16 protein-coding genes and 1 rRNA gene are annotated in these 23,454 nt (G+C 45.2%); 4 read left to right on the top strand and 13 right to left on the bottom strand.

Annotation, left to right across the window (positions count from 1 at the left end):
- The 9 genes from ACP4IT_RS07130 to ACP4IT_RS07090 form a co-directional block, all read right to left on the bottom strand.
- Positions 1–64: ribosomal RNA gene (locus ACP4IT_RS07130) — 16S ribosomal RNA — on the bottom strand; the annotation flags it as partial.
- Between the two features lie 530 nt (positions 65–594).
- Positions 595–2,652: an LTA synthase family protein gene (locus tag ACP4IT_RS07125; protein WP_011668251.1), complete on the bottom strand. Its 2,058-nt coding sequence runs from the start codon at positions 2,650–2,652 to the stop codon at positions 595–597.
- A gap of 136 nt (positions 2,653–2,788) precedes the next feature.
- On the bottom strand, positions 2,789–3,025 hold the full coding sequence (locus ACP4IT_RS07120; protein WP_011668252.1) for a YkuJ family protein: 237 nt from the start codon (positions 3,023–3,025) through the stop codon (positions 2,789–2,791).
- Positions 3,026–3,102: 77 nt separating this feature from the next.
- Positions 3,103–4,137: a lysylphosphatidylglycerol synthase transmembrane domain-containing protein gene (locus ACP4IT_RS07115; protein WP_011668253.1), complete on the bottom strand. Its 1,035-nt coding sequence runs from the start codon at positions 4,135–4,137 to the stop codon at positions 3,103–3,105.
- A gap of 4 nt (positions 4,138–4,141) precedes the next feature.
- On the bottom strand, positions 4,142–5,164 hold the full coding sequence (locus ACP4IT_RS07110; RefSeq protein ID WP_011668254.1) for a glycosyltransferase family 4 protein: 1,023 nt from the start codon (positions 5,162–5,164) through the stop codon (positions 4,142–4,144).
- Between the two features lie 12 nt (positions 5,165–5,176).
- A complete protein-coding gene (locus ACP4IT_RS07105) occupies positions 5,177–6,355 on the bottom strand; it encodes a glycosyltransferase family 4 protein (protein WP_011668255.1) in 1,179 nt (392 codons plus the stop codon).
- A gap of 184 nt (positions 6,356–6,539) precedes the next feature.
- Positions 6,540–8,276, bottom strand: coding sequence for a phosphoenolpyruvate--protein phosphotransferase (ptsP, locus tag ACP4IT_RS07100; protein WP_011668256.1), 1,737 nt, complete (start codon positions 8,274–8,276; stop codon positions 6,540–6,542).
- Positions 8,276–8,542, bottom strand: a complete 267-nt coding sequence (locus tag ACP4IT_RS07095; protein WP_011668257.1) for a phosphocarrier protein HPr — start codon at positions 8,540–8,542, stop codon at positions 8,276–8,278. The genes ptsP and ACP4IT_RS07095 overlap by 1 nt, the downstream gene beginning before the upstream one ends.
- A gap of 167 nt (positions 8,543–8,709) precedes the next feature.
- Entirely contained in the window at positions 8,710–8,910 is a 201-nt protein-coding gene (locus ACP4IT_RS07090; RefSeq protein WP_011668258.1) for a hypothetical protein, read from the bottom strand.
- A gap of 299 nt (positions 8,911–9,209) precedes the next feature.
- Here ACP4IT_RS07090 and ACP4IT_RS07085 point away from each other — a divergent pair, with 299 nt between their 5' ends.
- Together ACP4IT_RS07085 and ACP4IT_RS07080 are read left to right on the top strand one after the other, a co-directional pair.
- Positions 9,210–11,447 carry an ATP-dependent Clp protease ATP-binding subunit gene (locus ACP4IT_RS07085; RefSeq protein WP_011668259.1) on the top strand — a complete coding sequence of 746 codons (2,238 nt, stop codon included), beginning with the start codon at positions 9,210–9,212 and terminating at the stop codon, positions 11,445–11,447.
- A 144-nt stretch (positions 11,448–11,591) separates the two neighbouring features.
- Positions 11,592–12,671 carry a MucBP domain-containing protein gene (locus ACP4IT_RS07080; protein WP_011668260.1) on the top strand — a complete coding sequence of 360 codons (1,080 nt, stop codon included), beginning with the start codon at positions 11,592–11,594 and terminating at the stop codon, positions 12,669–12,671.
- A gap of 49 nt (positions 12,672–12,720) precedes the next feature.
- Here the strand turns inward: ACP4IT_RS07080 and ACP4IT_RS07075 are convergent, their stop codons facing one another.
- A complete protein-coding gene (locus ACP4IT_RS07075) occupies positions 12,721–15,327 on the bottom strand; it encodes a cation-translocating P-type ATPase (protein ID WP_011668261.1) in 2,607 nt (868 codons plus the stop codon).
- Positions 15,328–15,610: 283 nt separating this feature from the next.
- On the bottom strand, positions 15,611–17,044 hold the full coding sequence (locus tag ACP4IT_RS07070) for a C69 family dipeptidase (RefSeq protein ID WP_011668262.1): 1,434 nt from the start codon (positions 17,042–17,044) through the stop codon (positions 15,611–15,613).
- Positions 17,045–17,270: 226 nt separating this feature from the next.
- On the opposite strand from ACP4IT_RS07070, the gene ACP4IT_RS07065 reads away from it, so the two are divergent.
- The gene (locus ACP4IT_RS07065; RefSeq protein WP_011668263.1) at positions 17,271–18,623 is read left to right on the top strand and encodes an FAD-dependent oxidoreductase; all 1,353 of its coding nucleotides are present in this window, start codon (positions 17,271–17,273) and stop codon (positions 18,621–18,623) included.
- Between the two features lie 132 nt (positions 18,624–18,755).
- On the opposite strand, the gene ACP4IT_RS07060 is transcribed toward ACP4IT_RS07065, so the two are convergent.
- Both ACP4IT_RS07060 and ACP4IT_RS07055 read right to left on the bottom strand, forming a co-directional pair.
- The gene (locus tag ACP4IT_RS07060) at positions 18,756–20,882 is read right to left on the bottom strand and encodes a lectin-like domain-containing protein (RefSeq protein WP_226769767.1); all 2,127 of its coding nucleotides are present in this window, start codon (positions 20,880–20,882) and stop codon (positions 18,756–18,758) included.
- A gap of 232 nt (positions 20,883–21,114) precedes the next feature.
- Positions 21,115–22,692: a peptide chain release factor 3 gene (locus ACP4IT_RS07055; protein WP_156646792.1), complete on the bottom strand. Its 1,578-nt coding sequence runs from the start codon at positions 22,690–22,692 to the stop codon at positions 21,115–21,117.
- A gap of 180 nt (positions 22,693–22,872) precedes the next feature.
- Here ACP4IT_RS07055 and ACP4IT_RS07050 point away from each other — a divergent pair, with 180 nt between their 5' ends.
- Entirely contained in the window at positions 22,873–23,421 is a 549-nt protein-coding gene (locus ACP4IT_RS07050; protein WP_015473947.1) for a hypothetical protein, read from the top strand.
- The last annotated feature ends 33 nt before the right edge of the window (positions 23,422–23,454 follow it).

Here is a 23,454-nt window from a genome sequence, read left to right as displayed (position 1 = left end):
CGACTTGCATGTATTAGGCATGCCGCCAGCGTTCGTCCTGAGCCAGGATCAAACTCTCATCTTATGATGAGAACTTAAGTAAGCTCATCGATTGTTGTTACATTTTTAAAAGCGAATTGACTTTGCAAATATTGTTTGGGTTTGATTCTAAAATCAAACCGCCCTACACATATTTGGTTTGTCGAAACAATGTTCAGTTTTCAAAGGTCTACCAAGTTATCAGAAGTAAGTGCTCCGTGACAACTTTTAAAGTATATCATGCTGATAAAATCATGTCAACTTCTTTTTAAACATCTTTTTGAATAAATATAGACGTTTTGGTGAAGAAGTGAATAAATATTCTCAACAACGTTTACTACTATATCAAGAATCTCACAGACCGTCAAGTCTTTTTTTCAATTACTTGATTTGCAATCAATTGCCGGACAAACCATGTTTGTTTCCGTTAATTGACAACAGAAAATAGTTTACCAATTTCTATTGTCAGGGTCAAGGGAAAAATGAATATTTACTGAAATTATTTGCGTACGCATCACCTTAACTACAAAAAAGGTAATGCAACAGCAAAGTTACCGCCATTACATTACCTTTTTTCTACTTTAATTCTGGTGCATCCGTCTTATATGTGGTTTCTTTCCCCTTGTTCTTCACTAAAGCACTCGTCTTTTCCTTCTTTTCCGCCTCAGCTAGTTTCTCCATAGCTGGCTTGTACTTGTAGGTAAAGGATGACTTATCAACTTTGGTAAAGTTCTTGGGCGTATAGAATCGTAACAAGTCTCCATAAATCACTCGATCAGAAAGTGATAATTCCGTTGTGACATGGTTTTGCATCTTATCCACTGTCTTCTTTTGTGCTGTCGTTAACGACAGTGCCTTGCCAGTCCTGGTATCATAAACTGTCCCCCCAATTTTCGCATAGGTTGGTGAGATAAAGTTCCCATTCCGGAACGCAACGGTTTGATTGCGGTTCTTCGCTAGCAAGTCCTGTCCGAACTGAATTGTGTCCGTATTCTTCACGCCCAACAGATCCAATAACGTTGGTAAGACATCAATTTCACCACCATACGTATGATTGATGCCCCCCTTGAGACCTGCCGCATGAATCATGAACGGAACCTTCTGGAATTGAGCCAAATCAAAGTTCGTGACTTTGCTCTTCCCCAACAGTTGGGCAATTGCTGGTCGGTGATTATTTGAAATACCGTAATGGTCCCCATATGCAACAATCATACTATTCTTGTAGAGACCTGCTTTTTTGAGATACGTCATAAACTCCCCAAAAGCCTGATCCAAATAGTGTGCCGTCTGTACATAAGGATCAACGGTCTTATCACCAGTCTTGGTTGCCGGAAAATCAGTATTCTTCTTATCTAATTCATAAGGATAGTGATTGGTTAACGTGATCAACTTAGCATAGAACGGTTGGGGTAACTGCTCAATATACTTGGCTGATTGCTTGAAGAAAATCTTATCTTTGAGGCCATAACCAACTGAATAACCGGATTTTTCGGTGTAGTAGCTGGAGCTAAAGAAGTATTGATAGCCCCATGACTTATACGTATTATCCCGATTCCAGAAACTAGGCACATCCCCATGAAACGCCGCTGTTGTATAACCTGCTTGCTGACTCAAAATAGCCGGTGCCGCTTGGAACGTGTTTTGTGTCCCGTAAGTCGTCATAGCTGACCCTTGGGGTAACCCAAAGAGTGAGTTCTCTAACATCATTTCGGCATCCGACGTCTTCCCTTGGGCTACTTGATTATAAAAGTTATCAAATGACAAGGTATTCTGATTATGATAAAACTTATTCAGATTAGGGGTCACCTCTTTGCCATTAACCTTATAGTCAATCAGAAACTGCTGGAAGCTCTCCAAATGAATGACAAAGACGTTTTTTCCTTTTTCTTTTCCATAATAAGAAACATTTGGGCTAACACGGTTCTGTTTGAGGTACTTCAACACACTCTTCATATCACTAGCATTAGCACTTGCCCGTGTGGCGCTTTCCTTTTGCGTCTGATAAGCATTAAACGCGGCATACTCATTCAAGCCTAAGTATTTAACGATATAGTTATTATCAAACGTCCGAGTCAACAAACCAGACCGATCGGCATTAGCCATCCCAAATTCGGCAAACATCAAACCAAACGATAGCACCGTGATTGAAAGGGCGTACCGTCGTTTAAACGGCCGAGCATCAATCCGGATAACGTGTGTCACTAACAGAATAATTAAAACAATAATATCTACATACACAAAGAAATCATAAACGTGTGTAATCTGCGCTAAACTCTTACCCAAGTTATTTCCCACATCGCTGGAACCTTTCATAATTCCAAACGACAAGAAATCTGAAAATTCACGATAATATAGGACGTTGGCAAAGATCCAGGTTGATTCCAACACATTAATGATCATCATCAGCCAATAGGCCAACCGACCACGGAAGTATAACGCAATCCCAAATACCAGTAACGCAGCCGGTAACGGATTTATCAGCAGCAAGAACTGCTGCACACTACCCTTCGCTCCTAATGTAAATTCGGTTTGATAGGCAATATACGTTTTTACCCAGAATAAACCAATTGTTAACAGGAAAAAGCCCATTCGGGTATTTACCCAACTCATCCTTCGCTTAAAAAAGTTCGCCATGCGACTGCCTCCACAAAATAATTAACATCCCTAAAGTATAGCTGATATCAGCTGGTAATCAATCTGATTGCTGAACCTTTGAAAAAATTCAATCTTTCATCGAAAAAAAAACAAAACTATGTCACCCATAGTTTTGTTAGTTATCCGTCAGTAAATCAAACAATTCGATTGCCACTAAGTCGATGTTATCAAACTCAAATGTCGTTTCCGGATTATGTTCAGTTAGCGTGTACGTATGTGTTGCTTGGTTGAAGACAACCAGTGCTTGTTCCACGCCTTCTTTTTCAAAACGACGGGGTTGTGGCTCGTCAGTTGCATCTTCTTGCATCGCCTTTAAGCGATTAATGATGCCAATCAATTGAGATTCTTCCATGGTTGGTCCCCTTTCTAGCTTTCAACTATGATTTTACCAAACTTGTGCGCTGATGGCACGCCTTAATCCAGAAAATCTCATTCATTTCCTGAATTAGGCTCTTCAACTACCTTGTCTGGACGAACGACCATTGCCACCAGGCCAGCCAGCATCCCCAAATAATACGTTAAGAGTCGCCAGAGTATCATAGCCAGTACTAACTTACTGTTTGAGGAAATGTAACTTTTAAAAATCATCTCAAAGCTATATTCCGCACCGCCGGAGCCCCCTGGAATAGGAAATAGTGAAATGACCATCACGATGAGGATGTGTAGGCAGGTAACCATGACGATGTTCGCTGTGGTATATCCCAGCGCTAGCATAATAAAATACGGAATTAAGTAATAAAACAGCAACTGAAAGAACGTGATGACAAAAACCCGTAGCATGAGCTTCCACTGCCCACTAATCCGGACACTCTCCGCATAAAATGAGTCAATTTTTTCGTTAATATTGGCTTCCATTCGATCAAAACGCTCAGCCTTTATAAACCACCGTACTGGCTTCAAAATAACGGCCACGGCTTTTTTGGTAAAGGCGTGCCAAAACATCACCATCAACAGGCCGACAATCACGGCCAAATGGATGCTAAAGCCAAACACAACTAACCAGACTAATGCGTGTAATTTATCTTGAATCTGATTGAACCCAATCACTAACGCAAACAAGAAATTGATAACAATCATTGATTGATACACCACAAATTTCATCAGCAAGACCGAACTGGCTTTACCAGCATCAACCCCCGTTTGCATCAAGGCAATTAACTGTGCCGGTTGACCGCCAGAAGAAAACGGCGTAATACCATTGAACAATTGTTCTACCATTGGAATTCGGATAGCATCTTTAAACGTAAACCCTTGAATTCGATCTGAGATAAACACTTTAACAATCCACGCTTCTAATCCCAAATACATCACCATACACAAGATGGCAACGCCAAACCACCAAAAATTGATGTGTACAAAATCACTGACCAAGACGGAAAACTTGATGTCTCGCAGCGAGTAGGTAAAAATCGCAATGCCTAAAAGAAACATTAACGCCAATACCCATTTATTTCGTCGTGACATGCAGTTACCTCTCTTTTGCCTGTTGCGTATAGAATTCTCGCCAAATCTGTGTTAAATGTTCTTCTGAGTACCGATCTGCCGCCGCCAAGCTCTGTTGCCGCCAGTGGGCTAGTGCTTGCGGATCTGCCGCTAAACGATGCAGCTGTTCGTCCATTTCAGCATAATCCTTAGCGGGTTGATAATCTCCCGCAATAATAGCTTGGTACAAATCAAGATCCCGTAGCAACACGGGCGTTCCCGTACTAAAGGCTTCAAGTACCGACATCGGAAACAGTTCATTGAATGACGGTAGTAGGAATAAATCAGCTAAATTATAATAATCAACTAGCTTATCCCGATCGACGATTCCCGGAAAGCTCAAGTTAGCAGGTGGGTTATCGACCACCTTTTTGAGTTCGGCATACCCGTCCGTCATCCGACCAAATGAAAAGCCACCAGCCCAAATGAATTGATAGCTGGGATTATTTCGGGCTAATTTAATGAAATCAAACAAGCCCTTTCGCTCTTGAATCTGACCGATACCTAGAATCGTAAATCGATCAGTCGCATACCCATACTGTTGCCGTAAGGCCTGCTTTTGCTCAACAGTTACTGGATAAAATTCGTCTCGACTCACAAAGTTAGGAATATACGTCACCCGTTCGGCCGGGATTCCTGCAGCAACGAGCTTCGGAATAAACGTCGGGTTCACCACAACAATGTGGTCCATCCGCCGATAGAAAGCCAACACATAGGCGTAAAAAATTGACCGGAATGGCTGGGGGATTTTCAAACTTCCCTCCAAAGTCTCCGGTAGAAAATGTACATAACCAATTTTACGCCCACGATGCGGCAGAAAAGTAGATAAGTAATAGGAAAAGTTAATCGTATGGTAGTGCGTGATGTCTACTCGCCGGTATCGATTGACCGACACGTCAAACTCTTGGTTCAAGTGAGTCTTCAGCAAATTCATCAGTTCATTGTACGCACTCCCCACGCCCTGACCCTTAACAGAATCAGCTGCAGAAAACATGTTGATTTTTAACATTCAATAACTCCCTTAATCCGTAAAGTCTGGGGTGTCTTCGTGCGACTCTTCATAGCTGACCTGCGCATCTTGATAGAATTCAATAATGTGCTGACCAAATGTATCCGCGGAAATTTCCGCCAATTTCTGTGCTAAAAGATCTGGATCTTGCTCGTCATCCCCATGAAGCAAGTAATCCACCACGTTTTCAACCAGTTCATCTTGTGTCGTGAAAGTCACACCTAACGTGCGGCTAGATAATAATTCATCTGTATATGGACTAGTCATGACCACAATTTTGGTCCCCGCAGCCATCGCTTCGATGTAGGTCAACCCTTGTGATTCAGAGTCTGACGATGACAGGAAAACATTGGCCATGTGATAGTAGCGAAAGACCTCATCATTATCAATCTCACCCGTGAAAGTGATATGGTCCATTAACTGCGCATCTTTTGCCTGTTGCTCCAAATCTTCTCGTGCCGGGCCATCCCCCACAATTAACAATTGTGCAGTCGGTACCTGCGCTAGAATCCGGGGCAAAGCTGCAATACTTGCCTTAATATTCTTCTCATAGGCTAAACGACTTAACGACAAAATCACCGGCGTATCCGGTTGATAACCCAATTTTTTGCGTAAGTCTGCCGTATCTGGTTGCTCATACTGATGCAAATTTACCCCTGTTGGAATCACCCGAATCGGTGTCTTAACCCCATAATCCGTCAGGGTGGTCAAAACCCGATCACTAGGGGCAACCACCCCGCTCAGATGATAGCAAAAGGCTAATGTCCCCTGTTTAACGTGAACTGGCTTCAAAATTTTCCCATTAGCCACATAATGTAGATAGTCTTCATACATTGTATGGTACGTATGTAGACAGGGAATTTCTAAGTTACGCGCAACGAACTTACCAATCCACCCCATTGAAAACTCAGTTTGGGTATGCACCACGTCCAAATTTAATTCTTTGGCAATCTGATAAGCCTGAAACAATCCCCGAACGGCGATTCGCCGATCCGTAAAGGACACAAACGGAATACTGGAGAATCGAAAGACATTCCGTTCATACACGTTGCGTTCCACGTGCGGATCCGTTGTGGTAAAAATATAAACTTGATGTCCTTGCTTTTCCAGCTGATCCCGTAGCGTTTTAATCGACGTCGCTACCCCACTTACTTGAGGGAAATAGGTATCTGTAAATATGCCAATGTTCATTGCCAATCCCCCTTGCGTCTTGTGTTTGGCTAAAATAGTTTGGCGTTTCGCTTTGTACAATCATCACAATTATATGGGTTTGCCTAAGTGATTGCAAACCACAACCAAAAACCCTGATTATAAAAAAAGACGTTTGACATGCCCTTAGTCATCAGGTCATGCAAACGTCCCATCATCATTTCATCTACCGTACGTCCAGAATCCCTGGTACAGCAGCCTGAACCATTGTAATCACTTCTTGGCTTGTACTCGTTGAATTGAGCACTGTATCCGCCAACGACTGTAGTTCATGAACATTTAAAGTTCCCATAAGTTGCCGGGTTTTTAAAATCGATCCGGCTCCCATTGAAAACTCATCTAACCCGATTCCCAATAAGATTGGTACCGCAATTGGATCTCCAGCCATCTCGCCACACATTGCCACCGGAATTCCAGCAGCATGGCCCGCGCGAACGATGCGATCCACTAGCCTTAAGACAGCCGGATGGTACGGCTGATAGAGATAGGCAACATCTTGGTTGGTGCGGTCAGCAGCCATGGCATATCCGATTAAGTCATTGGTACCAATGCTCATGAAGTCTACCTCCTGAGCGAACCGATCGGCTAACATCGCCGCAGCTGGCACCTCAACCATCATCCCGACGTCAATCTTTCCCATCGGAACCTGAGCGGTTGTCAATTTCGATCGTTCGTCATCATAGATGGCTTTGGCCTGACGAAATTCATCTAAGGTGGCAATCATCGGAAACATAATTCGCAAATGACCATACGCTGACGCTCGAATTAACGCGCGCAACTGACTCCGAAATAATGGTTGATGGGCTAAACTCTGACGAATAGCCCGTTCACCCATAAATGGATTTGCTTCTGGTGCCTGGTGCAAGTAAGGTAGCGGCTTATCACCGCCAATATCCAACGTCCGAATCACAACTGGCCGTGGTGCTAACGCCGACACAACCTGCCGATAGATGGCGAATTGCTCATCTTCTGTAGGGACACGCTCCGCGTCCATATACAGAAATTCCGTACGCATCAGCCCGACTGCCTCTGCACCATTATCAAGCACACTAGGAATATCATTAGCGGTACCCATGTTGGCAGCCAACGTCACACCTATCCCATCCTTAGTGACCGTTTGATGGTGACGTAGCTTGGCCAGCCGCACACGATTAGCTTGCCGATCTGCCATGGCTTGCTTGGCCGTTGCAATTTCCGCAGCAGTGGGTTCACTAATGACACTCCCTGTTGTCCCATTAATAATAACCATCTCATCGGTCGCTAAATCAGCCGTGGCCGTCTGGGTGCCAACAACCGCTGGAATATTCAGTGAGCGGGCCAGAATTGATGAATGTGACGTCCGTCCACCAAGATCCGTGACAAAACCGAGGATGTACTTAGCATCAACCGAAACTGTATCACTCGGAATTAAATCATGGGTTACCACAATCACTGGCCGATCTAGCAATGCCAGATCGGGTAACTTGATGCCCAATAAGTGGGCCGTTACTCGTTTACTAATGTCATGCAAGTCAGTGATCCGCTCTTGCATATATGGATTATCCGTTAATTTCGCCAATGAGGCACCATAATCGGTGACCACCGTTGCTAGCGCTGCCTCGGCGTTACACCGCTGCCGAGCTATCTCATCTTCAACTGATTTAATGAATTCCGGGTCCTGGAGCATGGCAATATGGGCACTAAAAACCTGGGCACTATCAGCGCCCAGGTTTTTAGTTGCACGAGTTTTAATCATCTCAACTTCGGAGACGGCTGCTTCAAGGGCCTGATGGAATCGATTTAATTCGTGATCAAGATTAGTGATTGACCGTTTGGTGATAGATAGATCCGGTTCGCTGTAGCGAAATACATGACCGCAAACAACCCCATCACTAGCGGCAATTCCCTTGAGCATCGCTCTCATTAGTCAGATAAACCCTCTTTTTTCAATGTTTCAGCTACAGCATTCATAGCGTCGGCTTCGTCATCACCATCAGTTGTGATCGTGATTTCAGCATTTTGGCCAACACCTAATGACATAACGCCCATGATAGACTTCAAGTTCACGGACTTGTCTTGGTATTGCAAGCTAACTTCTGAGTTAAACTTGCTAGCAGCCTGTACTAATAACGTAGCGGGACGTGCATGGATACCTGTTTCTGCAGTAACATGAAATTCGCGTTTTTCCATAATTGATCGATCTCCTTTAAGCTTAGGTTGACTTCTTTTTGAGCATCACTCGCGTTGACCTTGCGCATTGGTCAAACAACCATTCCACGAACAACGCCTACTCTCTAAGAATATCAATCTCGCCACTAAATTACAAGCATTCATGAACCGCTTACATCAAAAAAACACTATTCACCATCATTTCCCGTATCTTGATCGTAGTGGTAAATCAATGTTCCCCCTTTTTCAGCCTGACCAATCACGCGTTTACGCGTGTCGAAAGCCATGAATGCTTTTTGAAAGGCTGGAAACTCTTCCGGTGTGACTTCAAACTGCTCAATTTTCTGATCTTTAAGTTGGTTCATCAATGCCGTAAAATCTTTTGTCACAATGTCATCTCCTTTTTTCAGTTCTTCCATATTTTACGGGGAAACACACCAAGCGTCAAAATATTTGAAAATTTAATGAAATCTAACAATGATTTTAGCATTCTATTGACGAGAGTGCTAGAATGAAGGCGTTCGCTGGAAATGCCCCAGTTGACGGCGTTTTTCGTGCAAGCTAAATACTTGCACCCAGAAATCAACGCGGTATAATATGGTCAATGGTCAAGAAAGGTCAAGCCTTTCATCGACAGACCTGCGTGGGGTAACCCACGATAATTCCAGGCATGAAAGGAGACGACAAAATGCTATGTCAAAATTGCCACCGCAATGAAGCAACCATTCACCTCTACATGAGCGTGAACGGACAGCGGCAACAAGTTGACCTATGCCAAAATTGTTATCAATTGCTAAAGCAGCAGCAAAACAACTCTGGAAATGGAGGTGGCCGTATGGCACAAGATCCATTTGGTTTCGGTAACTTAGATGATATCTTCCGCGCAATGCAAAGCGGAAGCCACGATCAAGCTGACTACCGACAACCTAATGCACAACCAGGCCAGCCAACTCAACCAACGGGTAACCAAGGTGGTAATGGCAACGGCCTGCTTAGTCAATACGGGTTGAACCTAACCCAGTTGGCTAAAGACGGTAAAATTGATCCGGTTATCGGCCGGGACAAGGAAACAGCACAAGTCATTGAAATTTTGAACCGACGCACCAAGAACAATCCGGTTTTGATCGGTGAAGCCGGGGTTGGTAAAACGGCGGTCGTCGAAGGCTTAGCAGAACGGATCGTTGAAGGTAACGTTCCCGAAAAGCTAACCAACAAGCAAATTATTCGGCTAGATGTCGTATCCTTGGTTCAAGGAACCGGGATTCGGGGTCAGTTCGAGCAACGCATGCAACAATTAATGAAAGAAGTCCAGTCCAATCCGGATATCATCCTCTTTATTGATGAAATTCATGAGATTATGGGTGCTGGTAACGCTGAAGGCGGCATGGACGCCGGTAACGTTTTGAAGCCAGCGCTGGCTCGTGGCGACTTCCAATTAATCGGGGCAACGACTTTAAATGAATACAGAGATATTGAAAAGGATCAAGCCCTTGCTCGGCGATTCCAACCGGTAACGGTGGATGAACCTAGTGCCGATGAAGCCATCAAGATTTTACAAGGTATTCAAAAGAAGTACGAAGATTACCATCACGTTCACTACACTGATGACGCCATTGAGGCTGCCGTTCGATTATCTGATCGGTATATCCAGGATCGTTATCTTCCTGATAAGTCCATTGATCTCTTGGATGAAGCCGGTTCTCGTAAGAACTTAACCATTAACGTGGCCGATCCCAAAGCGATTGATGAAAAGATTCAAGCTGCTGAACAGCAAAAACAAGCCGCTTTGAAGCAGGAAGACTACGAGAAGGCCGCTTACTACCGCGACCAAGTCTCCAAGTTGGAAAAGTCCAAAGAGTCCGCTGCTAATGCTGACCAGAACCAATCAGCTGAAGTCACTGTCAAAGACATGCAAGACATTGTTGAAGAAAAGACAGCGATCCCAGTTGGTGAGTTGCAGGCCAAGGAACAACATCAGCTGAAGAGTTTAGCAAGTGACCTCGAAAAACACGTCATTGGCCAAAACGAAGCTGTTGATAAGGTTGCTCGGGCAATCCGGCGAAATCGAATTGGTTTAAATGGTACTGGACGTCCGATCGGGTCTTTCCTATTTGTCGGCCCAACCGGTGTTGGTAAGACCGAGTTAGCTAAGCAGTTAGCCAATGAGCTCTTTGGCTCTCAAGAAGCCATGATTCGGTTTGACATGTCCGAATATATGGAACCACATTCAATTTCTAAATTGATTGGTTCACCGCCTGGCTACGTTGGGTATGAAGAAGCCGGTCAATTGACTGAACAAGTTCGTCGGCATCCGTATACGTTAGTCCTTCTCGATGAAATCGAAAAGGCGCATCCAGACGTGATGAACATGTTCTTGCAAATCCTAGATGATGGTCGTCTAACCGACTCACAAGGTCGAACCGTATCCTTCAAAGATACACTAATCATTATGACCAGTAATGCCGGTACCGGTGACGCTGAAGCTAATGTTGGCTTCGGGGCTGCCGCTGAGGGAACCACCCACTCCGTCTTGGGTAACTTGACCAATTACTTTAAGCCAGAATTTTTAAACCGTTTCGACGATATCATCGAATTCAACGCTTTGAGTAAGGAAAACCTCATGCACATTGTTGATTTAATGATTGACGATGTGAATACCATGTTGGCAGGACAAGGTCTGCATATCCACGTCACAGAACCTGTTGAAGATCAATTGGTTACTAAGGGCTATAATCCAGCAATGGGTGCTCGACCACTTCGACGTGTCATTCAAGAGGAAATCGAAGATCGTATTGCCGACTTCTACTTGGATCATGCCGATGTCAAGAACCTCGTCGCTAAGATTGAAGATGGCAAGATTGTTTTAGCTGCTGATACGGCAACTAATAAATCAACTTCTGAAAAATCAGATTCTTCCCAAGCGTAATTAAATTGATAAAAACACGATGATCGTCACTGATCATCGTGTTTTTGTGTCTTGTCGCTATCGCCTGACTTAAAAAGAGTCTGCCACTGATTCTTAGAATGCGGTATACTGGGTTTTAAAGGAAACTTCAGGAGGTGACACGGAATGGCTTTTTTTGACTGGTTACGACGCATGATTGAACCCACACGGCAGACTCGCCCGCAACACAATCGTCGGCGAGCAACGCCCCCTACAAAACCAGCATCACCAGCCCCCATTCCTGCCCCATCGGATTCATCGGTCCGTCTGATAGCTCAACCAACACCCACTAAACAGATCGATACTAGTCAACTACCAACCGCGACTTTAGTTGTCCGGCTAGTGGACGAACGTGATCGGCCCTTGCAACCGGCACTGGTTCTGACGGGACCACTACACGGTCCCGTCCACTTACGCTTTCCTGAAATTCCAGGATATGCACTTCAAGACATTCACGGATTTACTCAGGAATATTTAAGTCGCTACAGTCTGACTTCTTTAGTCTACGTTCGTCAATGGGGCCAACCCATTATTGCTTATTTGGTTGACTACGATACTAACCGCTTATTGACGTTGCCACAAATTCACCGTGGCCGATTGGGTCAAGCCTTCAACCTCACACCACCAGCCATGGCCAATTACCACATTTTTCAAGCACAGGGCAGCCAACGAGGGGCTTTTTCTGACCAAACTGGTCAGATTGTTTATTATTATCGCCGAAATTCCTGGCAGACCGTTCAACGCGTCAACCAATATGTCCTTTTAGATACCGACCATGCCGTTTTTGATGAACCCAACGGCCGCAAATACGGGTACCAATTTCCAGCCCACTCGCTTTGGCGCCTCTTCATCGTTATTACCCTCACTAATGGTGATGTCTGGTATAACTTGGGTGGAGAACAGTGGTTAATCGCGCAGGAGACCACACGTCGTGAACACCCACTGGTCAATCTTGCCTTACCACAACCGCCGACTTGGCACCCACAGTCATTTGACCGCTTAGGTAGCGTCGATTATGTCCCAGGAAAAGCCGTCACTTGCTACCAAGCACCTTATGGTGAAGTCGCTGGGACGCTTGAGCATGGTGCCCCACTAGACATTCGTGGTCGTATCGTGGACGATCAACACCTGGTTTGGTATCAAATCGGGCCGAAAATGTATATTAACGCTCGCTATGTCCACTTGGTTAAAACTGATACACTTTAAACAGGCAAAAGCTCCCACTAGACAGTCTAGTAGGAGCTTTTTTAATGGATTAATCGATTTCGGTCGTTAAAAGTTGGGCACTTCGTCGTTGCCAACGCTTAGCAATTTCTAAAATAATCGTTGGGATAAACATCGCAGGGATGACAATGAGCCAAGCAATGGCGGGCATTGTCACCAGGCCAAACATTCCTTGAAGACCCGGAATCGTGGCGATTGCGATTACCACCGCAATCGCAATGAGCATCGCCCCATTTAGTACCGGGTTACGCTTGAGACTCGCTAAGGTGAGCGGTTGTCGGTCTTTAATCGCATAGATATCGATCATCGAGCCGACTGCCAATACTAGGAAGACCATGGTCATACCCAACGTGGTCTGTCCAGCCGTCAGTCCGAAACGGCCAATGGCATAGATTCCCAGCGTTAAGATCGTAAAGGTCACTGCTCGTATTGCCAATCGGCCGCCCAGGCCCCGGGCAAACAAACTTTCATCATTGGATACTGGTGGTTGGGCCATCGCTTCTTTTTCTCCTGGTTCCCGGCTAATGTAGAAGCCTGGAATACCATCAGCAAGAACGTTAATTAGTAGTAGTTGTTCTGCAAGCAATGGTGCCCCCCATCCCATCAGGACAGCTCCAACCATTAAGAAAATTTGGGCAAAGTTAACGCCGACCAAGAATTCAACGGCTTTCAAGATATTTTGATAAACGGTCCGGCCTTCACGTACCGCCGCAATGATTGTGGCAAAATTATCATCTGTCAACACCATGTCGGCCGCACCTTTGGACACTTCCGTTCCCGTAATCCCCATGGCAATACCAACGTCTGCGGCTTTCAGAGCGGGAGCATCATTCACCCCATCTCCGGTCATGGCGACCGTTTTCCCTGCTTGTTGCCAAGCCTGTACAATTCGAATCTTATCAGTCGGTGACACACGGGCATAAACGGCAATATCCTCAATTTGGGCTGCCAATTCAGCATCGGACAACGTTCGAAGTTCATCACCAGACATCACTAGTTGCCCCGGTGTTAATAGCCCAATTTCCTTTGCAATCGCTGAAGCCGTGACCATGTGATCACCCGTAATCATGACCGGCTTAATCCCAGCACGTTTAGCCTCTCTAATTGCCGGAATCACTTCTGGCCGCGGTGGATCAATGATTCCCACCAAACCAGCAAATGTGAGATCCTTCGTCAAATCAGCCCAGTCCTGTGTAGCCGCCGTCGGTAGTACCTTATAGCCCACCGACAATACCCGCAGTGCTTGGCGACCAAATTCATCATGAACGCGTTTAGCCGCAGCTGCCTGATCACTCGTCCAGCTAATTGGTAATCGATCAAAGGCCCCTTTCACAATCACCAGTTGTTGGCCATCTGCTAATTGATGAATTGTTGCCATCGTCTTTTTGGTCGAGTCAAACGGATCTTCCGCAACTCGGGGAGCCGTTTTTTCAAACTGTTGTCGACTAAAACCATGGGCATCTAGCCAGCGCACAATAGCCAACTCTGTCGGATCACCATGCGTTTCCTCTTGACCATTCACCAGCTGAATCTCAGCGTTTGTCGCCAAACCTAAATACCGCATCAAGTCTTTACCAGCCGAATCTAGTTGATCGGCCGGCATTGCTTGCTTGGCAGTTGGCGTCCAATAGTGGGTAATCGTCATTTGATTTTGTGTTAATGTTCCCGTCTTATCGGAGGCAATCACATCAACACCACCAATGGTTTCCACGGCATTTACCCGGCGCATAATCGCGTTGCGTTTTGCCATTCGCTTAACACCGTGTGCTAGACTAATGGTCACAATAATGGGAAGCGTTTCTGGTACGGCCGCCACGGCTAATGAGATTCCAATCATCAGGCTATCTGCTAAGCCTTGATTTTGCATCCAAATACTGAGGCCAAAGATCACGAGCCCTCCCAATACGGCAAAGGTGGTTAACCACCCCGACAGGCGATTGAGCCGGCTTTGTAATGGGGTGGCCCGCTTCTTTGTCTTGTTCAGCAATCCGGCAATTTGCCCCAATTCCGTTGCCATTCCGGTGGTGGTCACTTGGACGACCGCAGTTCCGGCTGTCACTGCCGTTCCAGAAAAAACCTGTTGTTCGGTTGCCACGGCCGACTGATCGCTCAACTTAATCTTGACGACTGGTACACTTTCACCAGTCAAAACGGCTTCATCAATAGCTAAGTTGGTGCTCTCAAGGACGACACCATCGGCCGGAACCTGGTCACCAGCCTTTAGTAAGACCAAATCACCAGGAACCACTTCTTTAGCCGCCAGTGTTTGGGCCACTCCATCTCGGCGGACAGTGGTTGTTGGCAAGCTCATCGATTGTAAGGCAGCTAAAGCTTTCTCTGCTGAGGCTTCCTGATACAACCCAATGATTACGTTGATCACCAGAATCACCCCAATAACTACTGGCTTCGTCCAGCCACCCCCCTGAGCAATCGCCATATAGCTGGCCAAGCCCACGGCAAATAACAAGACCATCGATGAAACATCACTCAAATGGCGGATAACTTGCCGCCATAAAGCTGGCTTCTTAGCGGCCACTAATTCATTAGCGCCTACCTGTTCTAATTGCTGCTTCGCTTGTTGTGCTGTTAAACCTGCTTGGTCTGTCAGCACAATCTTCGTCATCTCTTTTCTCTTCATGATAGCGTCCTCCGTTATCGCGTAAATAAATAATTCCGTCTATTACTATATTCTTATTATTACGAAAAGTTTTGTATAGACTACGGTCAAAGTGTGAAGATTTTTTGAAAATTAAATATCCCATTTATCATAAACAGTCCTAACCACTAGTCCCTCAAAACGAGAGTGGGATAAAAGGCGGTTAGCTGGCGCCCGTTTTGGCACCCAATATTTGGTAACGCAAAACGAGCCCGAGACTTCTGTCCCCGGCTCGTTTTAAGGCGATAAAGCTGCCAGCTAATCCTTATAAATTTTTATCCATGTTGAACGTTAGCTTAGAGAGGGTTAGCCCTTTTTCAATCAACTCATTCGTAAATTGCGTTGTCGACTGCCGCATTGCAGCAACAATTTGGTGATTTTGGGCCGTCAAATAAGCGGTCAGCTCATCTCCCGTCAACGCCGCAGCATCGGCTAAGGTTTTAGCCACGTGCGTCCGCAGTTGTTGTTTGGTGGCGGTTAAGTAATCAGTGTCTTGTTCGATAAAATGACTGTAATGTGATTCAACAATCATTGACAACTTCCGGTACATCCAGTAAGCGCTCTGATCATCCAAGCGAACGGGTGTATCACTGTAAGTTGGGTCAGTATCCGTTACATTCGCAAAGAATGGGACGTATGGACTGAATGCTGGTACCCCAAAACACAGCCAAAAGATTGCCGAACGGTCAGCCGGAACATCATTGCGCAACTGTAAGACATGGGAGTTTTGTGTCCGGTTCATTGAGATTGGTCGGAACTTCAATCGATCTGCTTCAGCACCCTGACCAAAGGGATCATACTTCGTTTCATTGTAGTGTGAGCTTAAAATATACTCAACGTCTTCGACACTAATCTTATGACTAGTCCGACAGATAAATGGTAAATCACTAGATTGCGGATCTTGTTCGATTTCTGGATTCAAATAACGTTGCCCAAACCAAACTCGTGGCGTGTTATAGTGTCGATCCTTTTCGGTATCCGTTCCAAAAATATGCCGGAAGTTCCAGCCAGCTTGGTCCGGATTCAAGTGATTCTCAGTAACGAAGTCTTGAATCCCATCAGAAAACATAAAGTTATCGGGATCATCAAAACTCACCTGTTGAATAGCAACTTGATTAGCCGTAATGGCATAGGCATCATCGGGAATTCGTTGGGCAACCCAATGGTGTCCGGTGACAATCTCCATATACCACACTTCATCATGATCGGAGAATAACACACCATTGCCTTCTGGCGATCCGTATTGCTTAATCAACTGCCCCAGATAACGGACACCATCACGAGCAGAGTTGATGTATGGCAAGACCATCGTCTGCAATGAGTCTTCCGCCAGCCCATTTTGAACTAGTGGATCAATTGCTAAAGCAGCTGGATTGCCATAGACACTCTCGGTCGCGCTCATCGCCACGTTCTTTTCATTAAAGCCACTTTCCGCGTAGACCCCTTCTTTATCAACTTCAACGTTAGGAGTTGCTAAATACCGATACCCGTCGCTCGGAATTGGCGCTGTAAATCCATTTTGATTAGACACCCACGTCCGCTTAGGTTGATTTTTTTCGGCTGGATGCACGTAAAATCGCTGTGGCGTTAAGGGTAAAAACGTGTCATCATTACGGGCAATCATCGTTGACCCATCAACTGACGCTTGCTTACCTACTAATACTGACGTACAAGCCGACAGATGCTTGGCTACTTTCATACATTGACCACTCCTTATTATAAGTACATCCCACAGTGTACCGCTTTTCTTCGGGTAAGACTAGCCGATCCAATTTTAACGGTTCTAGCAAAAAAATGTGACACTTTTTCAAAAGTGTTGACTTTTTCGCTGAATTGTTTAAAATAAAGTTGTAATCAATTGATTTTTTTATTTGCAGTGCTTTGTGAAAATTATCTCAATAAAATTTGTTTTGGGAGGCAACATTATGAAAGTCACAGTTGTTGGTTGTACACATGCCGGAACCTTTGCGATTAAACAAATCTTGGCCGAACACCCGGATGCCGAAGTGACCGTCTACGAACGTAACGATGTCATTTCATTTCTCTCTTGTGGAATCGCCCTTTACCTGGGGGGGAAAGTCGCTGACCCGCAAGGCCTCTTTTATTCAAGTCCTGAAGAACTCCAAAAATTAGGTGCCAATGTCCAAATGAATCACAATGTTTTAGCAATCGATCCTGATCAAAAGACAGTGACCGTTGAGGACTTAACCAATCATGCACAAACGACTGAGTCATACGATAAACTAGTCATGACGTCTGGTTCTTGGCCAATTGTTCCCAAGATTCCGGGCATCGATAGCGATCGCGTTAAGCTCTGCAAAAACTGGGCACATGCGCAAGCTCTAATCGAAGATGCTAAAGAAGCCAAGCGGATTACCGTTATTGGTGCCGGCTATATTGGTGCTGAACTAGCAGAAGCCTACTCCACTACTGGTCATGACGTAACTTTAATTGATGCGATGGCCCGGGTGATGCCCAAGTACTTTGATGCTGATTTTACGGATGTCATTGAACAAGATTATCGGGATCACGGTGTCCAACTTGCCTTAGGTGAAACGGTTGAAAGCTTTACTGATAGTGCAACTGGGCTGACTATTAAGACTGATAAGAACAGCTATGAAACGGATCTCGCTATTTTATGCATTGGCTTTAGACCAAATACCGACCTGCTGAAAGGCAAAGTCGATATGGCACCAAACGGCGCGATTATTACGGATGACTACATGCGTTCTTCTAACCCTGATATTTTCGCCGCTGGTGACAGTGCTGCTGTGCACTACAACCCAACCCATCAGAATGCTTACATTCCCTTAGCAACTAACGCGGTGCGTCAAGGTATCCTAGTCGGTAAAAACCTAGTTAAGCCGACCGTCAAGTATATGGGAACACAATCATCTTCTGGTTTGGCACTCTATGATCGGACGATCGTCTCAACTGGTTTAACGCTAGCAGCTGCAAAACAACAAGGGTTGAACGCTGAACAAGTGATTGTTGAAGATAATTATCGCCCAGAGTTTATGCCGTCAACTGAACCCGTTTTGATGTCATTAGTCTTTGACCCCGACACACACCGGATCTTAGGTGGTGCGTTAATGAGTAAATACGACGTTTCACAATCGGCCAACACCCTTTCTGTTTGCATCCAAAACGAAAATACAATTGATGACTTAGCGATGGTTGATATGCTCTTCCAACCTAACTTTGATCGACCATTCAACTACCTAAACATCTTAGCGCAAGCTGCTCAGGCAAAGGTTGCCCAATCAGTTAACGCTTAACTTGAGTTACAACTACTTCTATAATTAAGCAATTTGAATCACAATTAAAGAGGCCTTCCCACGGAATTCAACGTTCGTGAGAAGGCCTCTTATTTTTTCTATACGCGGTCGTCTAGTAGGATTTCTGTGCCACTATGGCGTATCGTTTAGTGTCCAAGTCAACTGACTTTGATACTGACCGCTCACACTGGCACTGCCGACGTCCAACAATAAACCAGTCTCGTCTTGCCAATCACTCACAATATCTTTTTCATCATCGTTACTCGTTGATTGTCCACTGGCAATATTCATCGGGGTTGTCGTCACCGCCGTTTTTCCTGTGTCATCGTGGAAGTACAGGCCACCGGCCAATTGTCGCCCGTCCTTGGTTGTAAACGCGGTCGCACTGACTTGTAAGATCCAAGTTGCCCCAGCCGTTCGCGTGTCCAAGACGTTAACTTGCCAGTCATTCCCCCGCTTCACCTGTTGTTGGCTACCCGTTAAGGTTGTGCTTTGAAATGAACTGGCTTCAGCCACACCATTGAAGAGCACTTGCCCCGTTAACGTAATCGTCACCTTCAATGGGTTAGACTCATTACCGTACGGATCAGCCACCGTAATAATCAACGTATTGTCTCCTGCCGTTAATTGATTCGGCTTAACGGTGTAATCAAACCGACCGCTTTCGTTGTCATCACTTTCTGATATCTTAAAGTCTGCTTGGGCCCGTCCATTTAGCGTTGATTTAACCGTGATATCTGTATTCTTCAAGTTGGTACTGTCTGGCACAACGACACTTCCCTTAACCGTCACATCTCCATCATCGGCAGAAAATGTGGTCCCGTTCAAAGAAGCTAATAAAACTTCTTGGGTCGGATTAAGGGTAAAGTCGACTGTCGAGGCAGTTTCAACCCCATTAACCGCGGTAAATGTACTCGTTAAACCCGTTACAGAAGCCGGTTCCGTGACTTCATCCGCTGTCCCCGTAAAAGAAATTGTTGCTGTCTGATTATTACTGGAAAGAGCCTTAGCTAGTTTTACGGTTAATTCCCGCTCACTATCAAGGCCACTCAGATCCACCGCCGTACTCGTCCCGTCGGCGTACGTAATGGTGCCCTTAGTAAAGCTCAACTTGCTAGGAAGCTTTAATTGCGCAACAACATCCTTCCATTCCTGTTTACCGCCTTCATAAGATAATTGATAGTCTAGTCGAACTTTATCGCCGCCCTTAACGATACCGTCATTATCCACCACTTTATTCTGCGTCATATCAGTCAAAGTAGCGTTAGCATCCACCTCAACTAACCCTGGAATTTCTTCAAAAATTACCAGATTGTTTTCATAACTATCACCCGTGGCACCAGTGAAGCCCCATCGAACTTGTCCAGTATTGTTGGGGTCAATCTTGGTTGTATCTAGCGTCACGCTAGCACTCTTCCCAGTTTGCTTTTTACCGGTATTTGGGTCTTTGTCATCAAACGTATACGTCATCTGTTTGGTACTAGCCTGCCAGTCGATTGTCAGGTGATGCCAAGCGCCGTTTGACAACATAGTGTAGTCACCCGTGATGGTTCCGGCATGGGTCTGCGTCGCATAGTACCCAACGCTATAGATGGGTAACAACGTCGACGTCCGCACCATCTCATAGGTGCTCACCTCACCCGGATAATTACTGGCAATGTGGGGGCCACTGATGCCCACATCAAAAGAATCAGCATCTCCCGTATTGCCGTAATTAGTTGACGTGTTTAAATGTGTATCAAATTCTAATGCCCAGCTATTTTGAATCGCCGTACTGGCTAGCTTATCCGGTGTCGTTTGCTTCTTGTCGGTATCTACGCCCCAAACACCTAACGTCTCTCCCGAAACCGTCTTACCATAGGTGGGCGTTGCCGCTAGTCCCCGTGTATCATTTTGGAAAACTAGCGCCATGCCATCGGCTGCTTTCTTTCCTGTATTGCCAAAGTACATCCACATAGAACTCTTCATATTCTTGGTCAGATCAAAATGATTGTCAGTTGTTGACCATAACGCGCCAAATTGTTTTTTGCCATTATTAACCTTAGCTGCTTGCGTGCCTGTAATATCAGGATTAGCCGTATTCACAATCGATGCTTGGTTATTACTAGTTGTGCCTGGAACAAAGATATTATCCAGCGAAATACCTTGAGGAGCGGTTTTTAATGCCTGATCATAATCCGCATCCGCACTAGCAACCATCCCCGTCGCTAAAACAGTTCCCAGTCCGAGAACCGTTAGCACCCACTTCAAATATGTCATATTTTTCCGCTCCTCCCGCTCTATTTAACAGATTAATTAATTAGTTACAAATCCATTAAACTGGTTAGTCCCCAACTATCGACACCATTTTAACATGCTGCCGTCCAGCAAGTCGTGAATAATCATTTTTGGAAGCAATCACTTCGTAATTTGAAACTTTTCTCCTATAAACAACATGGCAAAAAAATACCCCGGATCTGCTTGCAATCCGGGGTAGTACTTATTTAAACTTTTAAAGTTTAGCGGTCAGTTCAACGTCAGGATATTTATCCTGGAACCAACGTTCGGCAAAGCGATTTTCGAAAAGGAAAAGGGGTGCCCCTTGGCTATCCTTCACCAATAGGTTTCGTGATGAGGACATTCGTTCGTCTAATTGATCCGGATTAATCCACCGGGCTGTCTTTTTGCCCATTGGCTCCATAATAACCTCTGAGTTGTATTCATTTTGCATCCGGAACTGGAAGACTTCAAATTGAAGTTGTCCAACTGCGCCTAAGATATAATCACCAGTCGAGTACGAGGTATACAGTTGCACAGCCCCCTCTTGAACCAGTTGATTAATCCCCTTGTGGAAGGATTTTTGCTTCATCACATTTTTAGCCGCTACCCGAACAAAGAGTTCTGGCGTAAATTGTGGTAATTTTTCAAACTTGATCTTCGTTTTGCCCGTGTAAATGGCATCGCCAATCTGGAAATTCCCAGTATCATATAATCCAATGATGTCACCTGCAACAGCCGTTTCAACGTTTTCGCGCGTATCCGCCATAAATTCTGTCACATTAGACAATCGCATCTTTTTACCAGTCCGTTCCTGAATCACGTCCATGCCACGTTCAAACTCACCTGAACAAATTCGGACGAAAGCAATCCGGTCCCGGTGATTGGGGTTCATATTTGCCTGAATCTTAAAGACAAAACCAGAGAACTCAGGATCGGTAGGTGCTACCGTTGCCCCATCAGGCGTTTGGTGACTAGCCGGTTGTGGCGCGTACTCCAAGTAAGTTTCCAGGAAGGTCTTCACGCCAAAGTTAGCCAAAGCCGATCCAAAGAAGACAGGGGTTTGGTCACCACTAGCAATCTTAGCTGCATCAAATTGGTTACCCGCTTCTTCGATTAATAACATATTGTCGCGAGCTTCTTGGTACAGGCCATCTTCTTCCAACTCATTAGCAGTCGCTAGGTCGCCATCTGCGTTCAGTGGTAAATACTGATGGGCGTCATCTTCTGGGCGGAATAAGGCAACCCGCTGATGATACCGGTCATACAACCCCTTAAGCTCTTTACCCATCCCAATTGGCCAATTCATGGGGTAACCTTCAATTCCCAAAACATCTTCCAATTCAGCGATCAAGTCTAAAGGCTCACGACCATCCCGATCTAATTTGTTCATAAAGGTAAAGATCGGAATGCCCCGCATCTTACAGATCTGAAATAATTTTTTAGTTTGGGGCTCAATCCCCTTGGCTGAGTCGATAACCATGACGGCCGAATCGACAGCCATTAACGTCCGATACGTATCTTCAGAGAAATCTTCGTGTCCTGGCGTATCCAAGATATTAATTCGTTTGTCCTGATAATCAAACTGCATCACAGAACTCGTGACTGAGATTCCCCGCTTTTGTTCAATTTCCATCCAATCGGACTTGGCAAAGTTCCCACTCTTACGGGCCTTTACCGTTCCTGCTTCACGAACCACACCCCCAAATAACAAGAGCTGTTCAGTAATCGTCGTTTTCCCGGCATCGGGGTGGGAGATAATGGCAAACGTTCGCCGCTTATCGACCGCTGTCGCTAAAGTCTTTTCGCTCATATTTTTTCCTCACAAATTATATTTTCGTCTGACACCTGATCGTGACATTCTTAAATGACACAGCGCTTTAATTTTAACACGTTTAGGCGGACAATTCACGGTTGTTGCGGTTATTCTCTTGACTTCCCTCATTTCGTGGTATGATAGAAGAATGAAATTTAATTAGAAACGGGTGACAACATGTCAGCATCTACGGAGGCCATCTTAATCGATCTCATTTTTGGACTAGGCGCTCTAATTGTGATTGCTGGTCTAATCGGCTTACTTTCTTCTCGTCGCCATAAACGCTCACTGCGGCCAATGATGTCCGTGATTCTTTGTGGCGTTGGCATTGCCGTGATCGCACTACTACTCAACAACCTCTTATTTAAAACCTACGCCCAACTACGGGTCAAGAAAACCCAGTATTATGAAATCACGAGTTTAACCACGAATATGCATCAATCGTTAGCTAGTAGTCGAACGCCCCATCAACCGATTAGCCCGCAGGCTAAGAAAGCGAGTCGTAACGTAACTTATTTGGTCAAACACACCAATCAGACGACTAAAACCATCCAATTGGCACAGCAGGCTCAGCATTCACTCGCTAGTCAACATCCACAAGTAGCCCTCGTTCGCCACAATTACCGGTTAATCTTAAACCGTCAATTCGCCACCCTGACCACCGATAAATCTGCGGCTAAACAGGCTAGCCACCACACTTATCAACAAGTCATTCATTACAATTAAGGTCAAAGCCGCATCGCCTCGGGAAGACTCCCG

Origin of the sequence: Levilactobacillus sp. LN180102, assembly GCF_050106635.1 — a bacterium.
Taxonomy (GTDB): domain Bacteria; phylum Bacillota; class Bacilli; order Lactobacillales; family Lactobacillaceae; genus Levilactobacillus; species Levilactobacillus brevis.
Note: the sequence above shows the minus strand (reverse complement) of the source record. Positions and strands in the feature narration are given on the sequence as shown.